The organism is Acidaminobacter sp. (genome assembly GCF_030247605.1).
Taxonomy (GTDB): Bacteria; Bacillota; Clostridia; order Peptostreptococcales; family Acidaminobacteraceae; genus Acidaminobacter.
The window spans coordinates 1-13,390 of sequence record NZ_JAOTSB010000015.1; the positions used below are offsets into that span (position 1 = coordinate 1).

The 13,390-nt window shown below is 43.5% G+C and carries 14 protein-coding genes and 1 pseudogene; 9 read left to right on the plus strand and 6 right to left on the minus strand.

Going from position 1 to position 13,390, the window contains the following annotated elements; genetic code table 11:
* The 4 genes from OEL90_RS08395 to OEL90_RS08410 all read right to left on the minus strand — a co-directional run.
* Positions 1-581, minus strand: a 581-nt coding sequence (locus OEL90_RS08395) for a Mov34/MPN/PAD-1 family protein (protein ID WP_300687902.1), incomplete at its 3' end; no start/stop codon positions are given.
* An 18-nt stretch (positions 582-599) separates the two neighbouring features.
* Positions 600-1,061 (minus strand): hypothetical protein, encoded by a 462-nt coding sequence (locus tag OEL90_RS08400; protein WP_300687903.1) that lies wholly within the window; start codon positions 1,059-1,061, stop codon positions 600-602.
* A gap of 18 nt (positions 1,062-1,079) precedes the next feature.
* Positions 1,080-1,385 carry a hypothetical protein gene (locus OEL90_RS08405; RefSeq protein WP_300687904.1) on the minus strand — a complete coding sequence of 102 codons (306 nt, stop codon included), beginning with the start codon at positions 1,383-1,385 and terminating at the stop codon, positions 1,080-1,082.
* 12 nt (positions 1,386-1,397) lie between these two features.
* Entirely contained in the window at positions 1,398-1,718 is a 321-nt protein-coding gene (locus OEL90_RS08410; protein WP_300687905.1) for a helix-turn-helix transcriptional regulator, read from the minus strand.
* A gap of 258 nt (positions 1,719-1,976) precedes the next feature.
* Between OEL90_RS08410 and OEL90_RS08415 the strand changes: the two genes are divergently transcribed.
* From OEL90_RS08415 to OEL90_RS08455, 9 genes are all read left to right on the plus strand, one after another.
* Entirely contained in the window at positions 1,977-2,288 is a 312-nt protein-coding gene (locus tag OEL90_RS08415) for a helix-turn-helix transcriptional regulator (protein ID WP_308207479.1), read from the plus strand.
* 187 nt (positions 2,289-2,475) lie between these two features.
* Positions 2,476-3,291, plus strand: coding sequence for a helix-turn-helix transcriptional regulator (locus OEL90_RS08420; RefSeq protein ID WP_300687907.1), 816 nt, complete (start codon positions 2,476-2,478; stop codon positions 3,289-3,291).
* Positions 3,292-3,466: 175 nt separating this feature from the next.
* Entirely contained in the window at positions 3,467-3,829 is a 363-nt protein-coding gene (locus OEL90_RS08425; protein WP_300687909.1) for a helix-turn-helix domain-containing protein, read from the plus strand.
* A gap of 8 nt (positions 3,830-3,837) precedes the next feature.
* Complete coding sequence (locus OEL90_RS08430; protein WP_300687911.1) at positions 3,838-4,611, plus strand: ImmA/IrrE family metallo-endopeptidase; 774 nt, start codon at positions 3,838-3,840, stop codon at positions 4,609-4,611.
* A gap of 585 nt (positions 4,612-5,196) precedes the next feature.
* A complete protein-coding gene (locus OEL90_RS08435) occupies positions 5,197-5,616 on the plus strand; it encodes a sigma factor-like helix-turn-helix DNA-binding protein (protein WP_300687913.1) in 420 nt (139 codons plus the stop codon).
* 501 nt (positions 5,617-6,117) lie between these two features.
* On the plus strand, positions 6,118-6,351 hold the full coding sequence (locus OEL90_RS08440; protein ID WP_300687914.1) for a DUF6870 family protein: 234 nt from the start codon (positions 6,118-6,120) through the stop codon (positions 6,349-6,351).
* Positions 6,352-6,506: 155 nt separating this feature from the next.
* On the plus strand, positions 6,507-8,117 hold the full coding sequence (locus OEL90_RS08445) for a recombinase family protein (RefSeq protein WP_300687915.1): 1,611 nt from the start codon (positions 6,507-6,509) through the stop codon (positions 8,115-8,117).
* Positions 8,118-9,770, plus strand: coding sequence for a recombinase family protein (locus tag OEL90_RS08450; protein WP_300687917.1), 1,653 nt, complete (start codon positions 8,118-8,120; stop codon positions 9,768-9,770).
* Complete coding sequence (locus OEL90_RS08455) at positions 9,763-11,331, plus strand: recombinase family protein (RefSeq protein WP_300687918.1); 1,569 nt, start codon at positions 9,763-9,765, stop codon at positions 11,329-11,331. Before OEL90_RS08450 ends, OEL90_RS08455 begins: the two co-directional genes overlap by 8 nt.
* A 27-nt stretch (positions 11,332-11,358) precedes the next feature.
* Here the strand turns inward: OEL90_RS08455 and OEL90_RS15095 are convergent.
* Both OEL90_RS15095 and OEL90_RS08465 read right to left on the minus strand, forming a co-directional pair.
* Positions 11,359-12,123, minus strand: a pseudogene (locus OEL90_RS15095) (tyrosine-type recombinase/integrase); the annotation flags it as partial.
* Positions 12,116-13,339: a site-specific integrase gene (locus OEL90_RS08465; protein ID WP_300687919.1), complete on the minus strand. Its 1,224-nt coding sequence runs from the start codon at positions 13,337-13,339 to the stop codon at positions 12,116-12,118. The gene OEL90_RS08465 and the pseudogene OEL90_RS15095, both read right to left, overlap by 8 nt.
* Positions 13,340-13,390: the final 51 nt, after the last annotated feature.

Consider the following 13,390-nt stretch of genomic DNA (forward strand, 5'->3'; position numbering starts at 1 on the left):
CAGATTTGATACTGCTTGAGCAGATTACTAAAGCTCGCTTTAGGTTTGCCTGGGACTTGATTGCTTGTGTCGTTAATTTTTGAAGTAAGTAGCTTTTGAGAAACATAGCCGAGCAAATGCACTGGTATATTTTCGTCTCCAACTACATAATTGATTTTTTTATATGATAAAGGTTCTTTAACTTCATAAACAGTAAGCCGAAAAGTCGGATCAATGTTTACGAGTGCAGACACAGCACCATCTTTATCAAGTTGAGCATATTGTTTATTCGTCCCGTCATCGGTCGATGAAAATTCATCAAGCGAACCCGGATGTCTGTGCCATAAACCAATTAAATCAAGTTGCTCTCTGTATAAGCGAGATATTTTATTTATTAAATGGTTAATATACGCTTGATCATACTCAAAATATGCTGTGCGAAAAATAGAATCCGGGCCTGGGTCAATCGTCTCAACAACATACCACACATCGCCTTTGCGGTATCCAAGAAAAACCCCACCAGTCTCAGTTTTTATTTTCTCATATGTCTCAACCAAGAGAGCTGTCATAGCTCTATCGGAAAATACTATTTGCTTTGGCAATGAACAGCTCCCCCTTTTTTAGTATGTATGCTCAAAAACCTCGTCGCCAATTTCTCCAGCTAACCAACCTTCAACAGCGAATATCCACTTTGCCGCCCAGCCTAATGCTTTTACTGCGGATGTTGTACGGTTTCCAGAATCAATATCCTCTTTTCTTGCGGTACACATATATAAATCGCCGTTAGCGTCCCTAAGAACATGAGGCAAGGAACCAGTGGCTTTGTATAAATCATTCAAGTCTGGTTTTACCGAGTAAACTCGTAACGATCCGCCGAAAGTATTGTTATGAGGGTGGTTGTGATCATATACAACCATCAATGTCCATGTGCCGCCGGCTTCACCACGAGGATTGAGATTGCCGATCCAGCATATGCGGTCATCTTCCAGCTTATCCAACGAAAAGTTGGGGAAAAACTGCTTCATAGCCTGTTTTTCAGCATTAAACAATTCGGGGTTTCGCTCATACCAATAAAAAGCCATACATGTTCACCTCCTTATTTATACGCGGCGCATTGTTCCATTGCACCCATCAGCACGACAGTGTGTTTTGTCTCCCAATATTTTCAGCATCATTCTGCAACCACAGGTATCACAAACAAACGTGTCGGTCGCGAGCTTTCCTTCGGGGGCTTTGAGGGTTTTGCCCATTTCTGCTTGTGAGTCATTGGGCTGAACAACTTGACCAGAGGCGGTAACATTAACATCTTCGCCTCTTTTTAACCTTTCGGCAATCTCTCTGCGTTTTGCGGCAGCGGCGTCCTCGTCTGCGGCAAATACTCCCTTAACAACAAATAGCTTTTTCATCGTAAAACTCCTTTACAAATTTATTGGGGTGTCATTCTTCATTATTTTTAGTAGCTTTTCTAAATGCTTAGTGTACTTATAGTCATTTTTTCTCGGAAAGTAAAACATATTACCGCTATTCATGGTAAAAAACATCATAAACGAAAGATAGGCGTTCCATGTCATACGGGTTGCACCTCTTTCAATAGAGGATATAGATTGCCTGCTAAGCCCGATTTTTTCTCCTAATGCAGTCTGTGATATCCCCATATGTTTTCTTAATGTTGGCAAATCTTTGATCAAAGCCTCAATCATTTCTTCTTGTTCTTTTGAAATCGGTACTTCCGATACCATAACTATCACCATCCGTTTCAGTCATCCTACAAGCCATCGTGACAATTTACTTGTCATTATACTGCGTGACAAGTAACTTGTCAATAGCCGCTGTCAAAATTTCCCGAAAAATTTGGCATAAAACCTTGCATTGGTTCAAATACAGTCAAAAAGAGAAAATCGGATCAAGATATTATAACCCATCTGAATACTAATATCAATACATATGAACAATATAATACTGTTCAAATGAACGGTATAATGGTATAGTGAAGGGTAGTGGACAGACTGGACGTTAACGAACGCATACGGCAGCTCATGATTGAAAAGGGCTGGTCTGAATATAAATTGGCAAAATCCTCAAATTTATCTCAATCAACGATTTCAAATATTTTCAAAAGAAATACTGTTCCAAGTGTATCTACTATAGAAGCGATTTGCTTTGGCTTTGGTATCTCTTTATCTCAATTTTTCGCAGAAGATGATCTTATCGAACTATCCGAAGAACAAAAAAAATTGTTTTCAAAATGGGTAGCGCTTACAGCCGAGCAAAAGGAATTGCTTTATAACTTAATAAAGAACTTAAAGTGATATATTGGGTAATCGCAAAACGAGGTGAGTTACAACGAAAACCGGAATACGACTCCTTTCTATCCTAAGATTCCTCGAAACCCATACGGATGAGGACCATCCTGCTTCCAATGCGGATATTGTCGATTATCTGACAACAAAGGGCATAAAGGCAAATCGCAAGACTGTTTCCGAAGATATTGGGGAAATGATTGCGTTTGGATATGATATTGTCTGCAATAAAGGCAGGCGTTTTGAATATTTCATGGGTGATAGGCATTTTGAGATACCAGAACTGAAGCTACTCATTGATGCCGTACAAGCTGCTCACTTCATCTCAACGCAAAAAAGCCAGGCTCTGATTGGAAAATTCACAACATTTACGAGCTTGCATCAGCAAGACGAGCTTGTTCGCCACCTGTATGTCGATAAACAGATCAAGACTTCAAATGAACAGCTTTACATAACCGCCGACTTGTTGCATACAGCAATAAACGCGGGAAAAAAGGTTCAGTTCAAATATTTCGAGTATGACAGGGACAAGAAAAAGGTCTTTAAGCACAGCGGGAAGGTCTACTCATTCAGTCCTTATGGCCTGGTATGGAATCACGAAAACTACTATGTCGCTGGATTTTCCGACAGCCACGATAAAATAATCACTTTCAGAGTTGACCGCATTACCGCACCTAAAATGACAGCTTCACAGGCTGTACCCCGTCCTGATGATTTTGATATGTCCATATACGGTAAACGTGTTTTCAAAATGTATGATGGACAGCTAAGAGAAGTGATCTTAAAATGCGAAAACTCTATGATGAAATACATAATAGACCAATTCGGCGAGGATGTTGAAACGGTCGCCTTCAGCGACACTCATTTTACCGCAAAAGTTGAGGCTTCCGCCAGTCAGACATTTTACGGATGGATATTTTCGTTTGGAGGCAAAATAAAGGTTCACAAACCGGATGATGTCTTGGCAGAGTTTGATGCTATGCTGGCATCATTTCAAAAAACATCGGAATAATCAGCTTTTCCAAACCGAACTGTTCAAAAAACGACCAGCTCGGTTTTCTTTCGTCTTTTTCACTTGAAATCAGAATCCGTGTTCGCTATACTATTTGTAACAGCTTGACCAGCTGTAAATTTTTCCTCATCTTGTCCGCAAAAATGCAGACAAGCCCGTAAGGAGCGTGATTGTATTGAATAGCGCAAAAGCGTTCGGAGATTTTATCTCACAGCGACGCTATGCTAAAGGTATAACAGTACGGAAAATGGCTGAGTTAATCAGTATGTCACCTGGGTATTACAACGACATTGAAAAAGGGCGACGCAACCCGCCTGACAGTGAGGTGCTGAACAAGCTCATTACTGTTCTGAGCATCTCAGAAGAAGATCAGATAGAGTTTTATGACCTTGTTGGAAAGGCACGGGAAGAAGTATCTCCTGATCTACCGAACTACATCATGCAGAACGAGGTTGTCAGAGTCGCTCTCCGTATTGCCAAAGAAAAAGCCAGCCCCGAGGACTGGCGTAAGTTTATCGATGACTTAGAAAAAAAGTAGGTGGAAGAATGCTTGAACTCATAACCTCATATACCTTTTCTCATGTGCCGTATATCGAGTACAGCGCACTTGATGAGTATGCGACCGATGTTATCAGAGACTATAAGAGAACTCTTTTATTGAAACCCGAAGCTCTTGATATTGAGGATTTTCTTGAGTTTTATCTTGGCTTGCAGATTGAGTATAAACGTCTGAGTTATGATCAGAAAGTATTGGGCTTGACGGCGTTTAACCCTGGCTATGTGCAAATCATCGACGAGCAAACAGGGCATACAGAGCCTTTGTCTGTCGAAACCGGAACGGTAATTGTAGAAAATAGCCTAACCACCAAACGAAATCTTCCACGCTTTCGCTTTACGCTTGGGCATGAAGGCTCACATTGGCTTTTACACAGAAAGGTGTTCTCAGCCGAAAACCAATTTTTTAGCAATGAAAAGTACGAGAACCAGTATCTTGCCGCTAAAGAGGGCAGGATTGATTACAGCCGCAAACAGAACGACAGAACCGACAGCGACCGCATCGAGCGTCAGGCTGATTTTTTATCATCCGCTTTGCTCATGCCGAAAGATACGCTTCGCATGACGTTCAAAGAGTTTTTCAAGTATTACGATGATAAACCAAGACGAATTATCCGCGGGAAAAGCCCGTTGGATGACCGGTATGCTTCGCTCTTACCGAAGTATGTTTCTAAGGTTTTTCAGGTGTCTGAACGAGCTGCACTCATCAGGCTTGAAAAGCTGACCGGAATCGTCGATTACAAGACATGGGGCAATCGCGCCTAAGCGTCCCATTTCTTTTATTTTTAAGTACGCAAAAATGCGTTCAGTAGACCATAGTTACAACAGAGAGAGGTGTTTGCAATGATTACAATAACAAAAGTTGAGGCGACAGACAGGATAGACGCTGACTATGTACTTTGTCCATCTTGCAAGCGCCGATTATGCGACAAGATGAAAGGCGCTAAAACAAGTATCTTGCAGTTGTCAGAATACAGGAAGCCCTTTGAGAGCCTGCTAATAAAGTGCGGGAAATGCGGAAACCGATACCTGATCTCAACCGAAACAGAAATTGAATAAAATATGTACTTCGTACATAGCACCAGCCGCCGGACACGGCCGCATATGCGGCTAAAGCAAGCCGGAAAAGAGCTTATACCATCTCAATGAGATAGGACAAGGACTTTCGAGTTAGGAGCATGACAAGTAGCTTTTAGAGCTATTCGTCATGCTTTTTCTTTTGCATTGAGAGCAGCTCTGTTAGCGGAAAGGACGCTATGAAAAAGAGCTGGCTCTGCTATATCGCTCGTTATCCCTGACCTCCGTTTGTTCTGAATTTATCCCAATTCAAACAAAACGGAGGAAATGAAAATGATAACAATCGATCTGCACGACTATTACCCGCATTATCCCAAAGGTAGCATAGCCGGAGTTCCTGACGATGTTGCCAAAACGCTCAAGGATTTTGAGCGCCAGGAAGTTGCCCACCAAGTCAAAGAGTACCGTCACCGGGCTTACTTCAGTCTCGATGCGCTTGACGGAATTGAGAACGAAGCTCTGATACGGCCGGAGGCCCCTTATGAAATTTTGGAGCGGCAAGTTACAGAAACGATGCTCCGTGAGGCGATATCCATACTCCCGGAAAAACAGGCCAGGCGCATCTTCGCTCACTACATCCTCGGAAAAAGCATCAGTGAAATCGCCCGAATGGAAGCGGCACATCGCAAGAGTATACAGGAGAGCTTAAAACGGGCACTGACCAATCTGGCAAAATATTTTGAAGCAAATTGAGCCAAGACCCCCGCAAAAAGCCCCAAAAATGTATGGGTATATGAGAGGACATATTTTCGGATTCTCTCAAGCGCTCTTTGACAAACAGCAGGCGTTATGCCGGCTCATATACGGTGTTCCAGGTACAGACTTCCGCGCGGCGAGCCGGTGAAGGATGGCGCCATGATGGACAGGCTTCTTGCTTGTTTGAGCGATCAACATCCGTTTACAGCCCCGACAGGCAATCGGGGTGCAACGACCCACGCTGAAGATAATGAAACTTTCTCACGACCTCCCACAGACTTGAGGGGGAGCCCTGCGATATATGTCAGCTTGGCAAAGCAACGATATCGCGGAGTTATGCGAACGGCGCCAGCCGTCACCTGGAATATCCCCCTTCGCCGGGTCGCGTGGCAAATAGGCGAAAACCGAAATCAGAGACTATGGGCCGGACTGCGTTTTTGCGTAGTCCGACCTATCACTGTGATTTTGATACTGATTATTTAACGAGGGGGCGCAGATATGAGCGGTAACACAATGGAATTAAGGACTACTTCATCCGGCAGCGTTTCAACACTGGCGGACATAAGAGATGTGTCGGTGGATAAGAACCTGCCAAAAGAAGAACGGATCGCCGAGTTTGTCCGGCAGATTAAAGATCCCTATCATTTCCGCTGCGGGAAGTTTGTGGTTAAGGCAAAATTTGCGGACAACGGCGTTTCTTTCGAGGACTGCCTGCAAGGAATTATTTTATGAGTATTTTCATTTTGGGCGCTGCGCTTTTTTAATGAGTGCGCTATAATAGGTTTTGGGGAAAACAGAATAAGCCAAACCTACATTAAAACTTAGGTTTTAATGAGTCACTCTTTGATTGCGGGGAAAGTCCGCCTATTCAAAGGAGTGATTTTTTTATGCAGACTTGGAAAGCAGCAAAGTATGTTCGTCTCTCATATACGGACGACAAATCAAACGAAAGCGACAGCGTCCAAAACCAAAAGAAGCTCATCGACGATTTTGTGAAGAATAACCCCGACATAGAAATCGTGTCCGAAAAAGTTGATGACGGTTACAGTGGCATCATTTTCGACCGACCGGCATTCAAAGAAATGATGGAGGATGTTCACGCCGGCAAGATAAACTGTGTTATCGTCAAAGACTTGTCCCGCCTGGGGCGTGAGCATACCGAAACCGGACGATACCTCCGCAGGATATTCCCTGCCTACGGCGTGAGGTTCATTGCGATAAACGACAACATCGACACTGCAAAGGATTCTTCCGGCGATGACCTTGCCGTTTCTCTGAAATCAATTATGAATGACGCTTACTGCCGGGACATTTCGGTGAAAACCCGAAGCGCTCTGGCGGCGAAACGCAAAAACGGCGACTACATCGGCGCTTGCCCGATTTACGGCTATAGAAAATCGGACGAAAACAAAAATCAGCTTGCGGTCGATGAATATGCCGCTCGTGTGGTCCAGGATATTTTTAGAATGAAGATCGAGGGCGCAAGCGCTTTGAGTATCGCTAACGAGCTGAACAAGCAGGGACTACAATCTCCGTTTGAGTACAAGAAAAGCAACGGCCTGCCTTGTCCCTCCGGCGGCTATGCAGATAAAGATAACGGCAGATGGTCAGCGACAACGATTATCCGTATTCTCCAAGACGAAACCTATACCGGAACGCTGCTTCAAGGCAAACAAGGTACCAGCAATTATAAGCTGAAAGATTTATCAACGAAGCCGGTTTCGGAATGGATTCGGACAGATAACGCTCATGAAGCCATCATCCGCAAACATGATTTTGACCTTGTGCAGCGGATCATGCACATGGACACCCGCACCGCCCCTGATGAAGATAAGGTTTATCTGTTCTCCGGCATTCTCATATGCGAGTGCTGCGGGGCGAGAATGACAAGGCAGACTGTGCCGTATAAAGGTATCAAGTATTATTACTACCGCTGTACGACAGGAAAGAAAAATGGCTGTAATGCTCCAAAAATCAAGGAATCGGATTTAATGGGCTGTGTCCTTGATCTCGTGAAATCCCACGTCGGCAATGTTGTTTCTCTTGATGAGCTGCTCAACAACACCTGTGAGCAAAACATCAACCGCAAGCTGGCGAGCCAATACTTAGCCAGAATCAAAGAAAACGAAAAACAGCTCGCCACTACAAAAAAGTACAAGGCCAGCCTTTATGAGAACTTCGTCAGCGGTATCCTTTCAAAAGACGATTACAAGCTGCATAAAAACCAATATGCCGAGGACGGCGAGCGGCTTGAAAATGCCATTTTGCTCCTGCAACAGGAACTTGACGGAATTCAAAACAACACCAGCGAACGGCTGCGCTGGATCGAGCACTTCAAAAAGTTTGAGGCATTGACGGCTTTGGACAGAAAAGCAGTCATCCAGCTTATTCAGTCGATCAAAATTACCGGCAAATCCGAGATCGAGGTTACGTTCAGGTATCAGGACGAATATCAAAAGGCAGTTTCCATTATTACGGATCAGAGGGAGGCGGTATAAATGGCAAGGAAAAGCAGAAAAACAGAGAACGCGGTTGTCATCGAAACCGCTTCGCATATCAGAACCGTGCTGTATATCCGGCTTTCGGTTGAGGATATGAAGGGCCGGGGCAATTCTTTAGACTCGCAGAAAAATATCATGGAGCAGTACATCGCTCTGAAGCCCGATTTCAAAGAATACGGTGTTTACATTGATAATGGGGCCACGGGTACAACTTTTGAGCGGCCGGATTTCAAGCGAATGTTATCAGACATCGAAGCCGGCAAAATCGACTGCGTGATGGTCAAAGACTTATCCCGCCTTGGCAGAAATGCCATTGATACGGGCTATTACATCGAAAAATACTTTCCGCTTCATAATGTGCGGTTCATCTCGGTCAATGACAACTTTGATACCGACGATAAAAACAGTCCTTCCGGTGGGGTTATCCTGCACCTGAAAAACATGATAAACGAGGCTTACGCAATCGACATCAGCCGCAAAATCAAGGCTCAGGCTCAGCAGAGCATGAAAGCTGGCGATTATATTGGTGCCAGACCACCCTACGGATATGACAAAGCCCCCGATAACTGCCATAAATTGATTGTTGATCCCGTAGCTTCCGAAGTCGTTCGGCAGATATTTCAGTGGGCGTATGAAAAAATCGGGATAAACGATATTGTCAAAAGACTGAACGATGCGAATATCCTGCCACCCAGCCAGTACGGTCAGCTAAAGGGGCGCATAACCCACGAAAACTTGATCGGCATGGGAAAATGGCAGACCAGAACGGTTGCCAAAATCCTTGCTACTGACACTTACACCGGCGATATGGTGCAGGGGAAGTCAAAGTCCGTAAATCACAAGCAAACGCCTGTGCCGCCTGAAAACTGGATTACAGTCAGGGATACGCACAAAGCGATTATAAGCAGAGAAGTATTTGAGGCTGTAAAAAACTATCGGGAGAATGTATCCGCTGAGGTTATCCGGCGTGGGAAAACGTCTTATGCCGAAAACATCTTCAAGGGGAAGATATTCTGTGCTTGTTGCGGCAAGAGCCTCCACAAACAGCGCTGCATACGAAAAAAGATGCCTGAGACCTATTGCTATCACTGCATTTCCAACAGCCGTATAGCGAAAGGTACTTGCGAAGGAACGCTTATTTATGAGGACGAACTGCGTTCTCTGGTGATGGATATTCTTCTCAAGCGGATCGAGGTCGTTACAGGCAAAAACCTTTTCATCCAGAAAAATGAGCTTGCGCTGAAAACCAGGCTGGATAATGCAAAATCAGAAATATCAAGGCTCAATCAAGAGATTGATAAAAGCAGGCGGTATCTTCGAAGCCTTTATGAAAATCTGGTGGAAGGTATTATCACTGATGGCGAATACCTCGACATGAAGTCCGCTTATGAGGATAAAATCAGTGCGGCGTTGAACCAAAGTGAGGATTATGACAAAGAACAGGCCGAACTGCTTACTCAGATTGAACGCTGTTCCGCTTTCGGTGAAAGCATCAGCGGGCTTAGCGTGAATACAGAACTGACTGCCGAGCTTGTCGGGAAACTCATCAACAGGATTACAGTTGATAAGAGCCGAAACGTCGAGATTGAGTTTGCTTTTGAGAGCGGTATGGAAATGTTAGACGAAATGGGGGCGGTTATCAATGGATAAGGACAAATACGTTATCGCCTTATATATCCGCCTTTCTCTTGAAGATTCAAAGTATGACAGCATGAGCATTGATAATCAGCGGATTGCGCTGAGGGAATATGCCGAAAGTCTTTCGGGCGTTGGGGATATTGAAATCCTTGAGTTTGTAGACAACGGCTATTCCGGCACAAACTTCGAGCGCCCAGCGGTACAGGAGCTTCTGGAGCTTGTGCGCGAGTATAAAATTGATTGCGTTATCGTCAAGGACTTTTCACGCTTCGGGCGGAACAGCATCGAAATGGGCTATTTCATTGAGCAGGTCTTTCCTCTTTTCCGAACCCGATTCATTTCCATCGGCGACGGCTACGATTCCATCAACTATAAAGAGGACACCGGCGGCATTGAGGTCGCTTTCAAGTACATCATCGGCGAATATTACAGCAAGGATTTATCCGAAAAATCCAAGAGCGCCAAATACGCCAAGATGCGCCGGGGCGAATACCGCTGTAAAACCTGTCCATATGGATATAAGTCCGGCAAGGATAAGCAGATGGAAATCGACGATGAGGCTGCCGAAATCGTAAAAATGATTTTCGATCTTTCACTTGCGGGAAAAACGGCTTATCAAATCGTAGAAACCCTGTACAACAAAAAAATCCCCACACCTGGGGAGTACAAGGCCGCGAGGGGCAACACTGCACACGACACCACAAAGACCAACGGCATTTGGCAGAGAGCCACAGTTTTGCGGATACTTGAGGATGAGCGATATACTGGCACTTATATTCTCGGGAAACGCACTGTTAAAGAAATCGGTGGGAACAAGAGCAGGCTCAAGGATAAGTCGGAATGGTTTACCATCCCAGATAGTCACCCGGCAATTATCAGTAAAGAAACCTATGACAAGGTTCAGTCAAAGCTTCGGCATTGCAAAAATGACAAGAAGGTTTTCAAGGAGTATCCGCTGCGAAGCAAGGCCTTCTGCGGTTGCTGTGAGCACGCATTGTATCGGCTTCCGAAAAAAGAACCTGTTTTTACTTGTAAGCACTCAAGAGTTGACGCTTCGCTGGAATGCCACGGCTTGCAGATCGCGGAATCCGAGTTGGAGGAACTGCTTTTTCGGGTAATTTCAAAACAGGCAGAAATCATTCTAAGCCTGGATAATGTGGTCAACCTAAACGAGTATGATGTCAGTCTTGCCAAGAACGCGGAATATGAAAAGCAGCTGAGGGCTTTGGGGGATCAAAAGCGTGGGTTGTATGAACGGTTTCTGTCACAGGATATAAGTCTGGAGGAATACAAGGCGGCAAAGGCTGCCTGCGATGATGATATAGAAAACCTTAATCGGCTCTCCGCTTCCGCCGCCACAAGCATAACGCAATTTCGTATGGATAGCACGGAGCGTTCAAAGATACAGACTTTGGCGAGGGACGTTAAATCGGAAAGCAAACTGACGCGACCCCTCGTTGAAAAACTGATTGATAAGGTTCGCATATTCCCCGGAAACAGGATTGAGGTGGACTGGAAGATCAAGGACTTCTGCGGGATAATCGGCAGAAATAAATTGGCTGCAAATTTTTAGTCCGTGCTTGACATACGGGTGCCGCAAATCATGAAGCCTTGGTCCATTTCCTCTGCCACCATGAGAGATCCCGGCTTTCCACAGCAGATCCCTATACACGCTATAGAAACATCTTTTTTCGTAAATAGTATTATGGGTATTCGGAAGATAGATTGCATCTCCCGATGAATGAGCATGTACTTTTTCAGAATATGCCCGACAAATATTTGTTATCTCAGGCGACATTGGTACCAGCCTATCTTTGTCAAATTTTGAACCATAAATAATTAAAATGCCGTTATCCAAATCAACATTTTCAACCCGAAGCTGTTGGACCTCAGAAAAGCGTAGACCACAAAAATAAAGTAATCGGATAAACACCGGGATGACAAGATGTTTTGATGTTTTTTTAGACAATGGTTTCACAGTATCAGCTTGCTCGATAATTTTTTCAATCTCATTATCACTGAAAATATATGGTGTAAATAGATGATTTCGCTTTGGTATTTCTGAAATGACATATGAACTTATATTCATGCGTTTCATATATAATCCGAGTTGGCGAATTATTATTGCTTTCATCCTAAGAGTCTGTTGGCTCTGAGATGGATTTTGTTTTAACCAAGCTTCTACGACTTCTCCACTAAGAACAGATTCCTCCAAATGAAAGCTGATAGAGAATCTATCAAAGCTCTGTAAATAAGTTGAAACACCATTGTACTGCAATCCTATTCCCCGTTTTTCGGCTATGAATTTCTCGATGGTATCTGCAAGAGGACCTGAAAATGAATTGACTATAATGGGCTTATTCATTTTCAGCCACCTCCCGACTTACCAGTGCACACTTACGCAAATTCTCTATGTCAATGTGTAAGTATGGCTTGGTCGATTCAACAGTTGTATGGCCAAGAATACTTGAAATTATCTCCAATGGAACATCTTGTTCAAGCAATCTACTTGCTAAGGTGTGTCTTAAAGAATGTAGCCCATGATGCTTAGCTGTTTCTAATGGAATGCCTGCTTTTACAAGATACTGCGTTATCAGATAGTGACCATTTTTCATTCGATCAAAGGGCTGAATATGTTTGAGAAAAAGATAGGGTTCGTTTGACTTAGGCCTTCCGTATTTCAAATAATCAATAATAGCGATTCCCAAATCTTCGACAATGGGCAAGTTGACAGAAATACCCGTTTTTTGTTGAACAAATTCTATTCTACTTTCAGACCAGTTTATATTTTCTAATTTCAGATTTAAAACATCAGATGTTCTTAATCCAAGCTGTGTTACAAGAAATATCAAGGCATAATCTCTCTTGCCTTTTGGATTTCCCCTATCAATCACCGACAATAGCTGTTCGATATCATTTGCACTCCAAACAGAGGGAATTCTATCTTGTTTTGGATAGTAAAGAGTCGGAACTGATTTTGAAAGATCATCTTTTCTTTGACCACTAAAATATAACGATTTAAAGAATACTCTTAAGCTTTCAAGATATTGATCAGAAGTCTTTTTGCTGTACCCCGCAAGCCCTGTTACAAAAGAAGAGATATGCTGCGGAGTAATATCATTACAAGCATCGACACCAGAACCAGTAAGGTGTTCAAAGAATTTATGAATCACTCGTATTCGGCGTTGGATGGTTTGATCTGCATTATTCCTTTTTTTACAATGATCCGTGAAATTCAAGATAGCTTGTCGAAAATCTTCAGACATGAAGGGCTGCAACTTTCCGTTATGGGTAAGAAGTCTTCCAAAAATATGATAATCACCAAGAACACGCAGTGCCCGTATCATCGCACGAGCAATTCTACTATTGGGAATTCTTTCTGGATAGTCAAAGAGCTCCTTGAGAAATTGTGCAGCTATTTGCTCTTTATAAAATAGCTCTTGCTTGTTTTCCGAGTAACTCTTAAATGCTTGCCAGGTGTCGTTGAAATTCTCAAGTGTTTCCTTCTCATACTTTAGCGACTCACATTCACTAGATACAGCATGAATCAGTTCATTTAGTTTCATTTGATTATGTGCCATAAGCTGACCTCCGTATAATTTATTTGGGCTTGAATTCACCCTAAATGAATT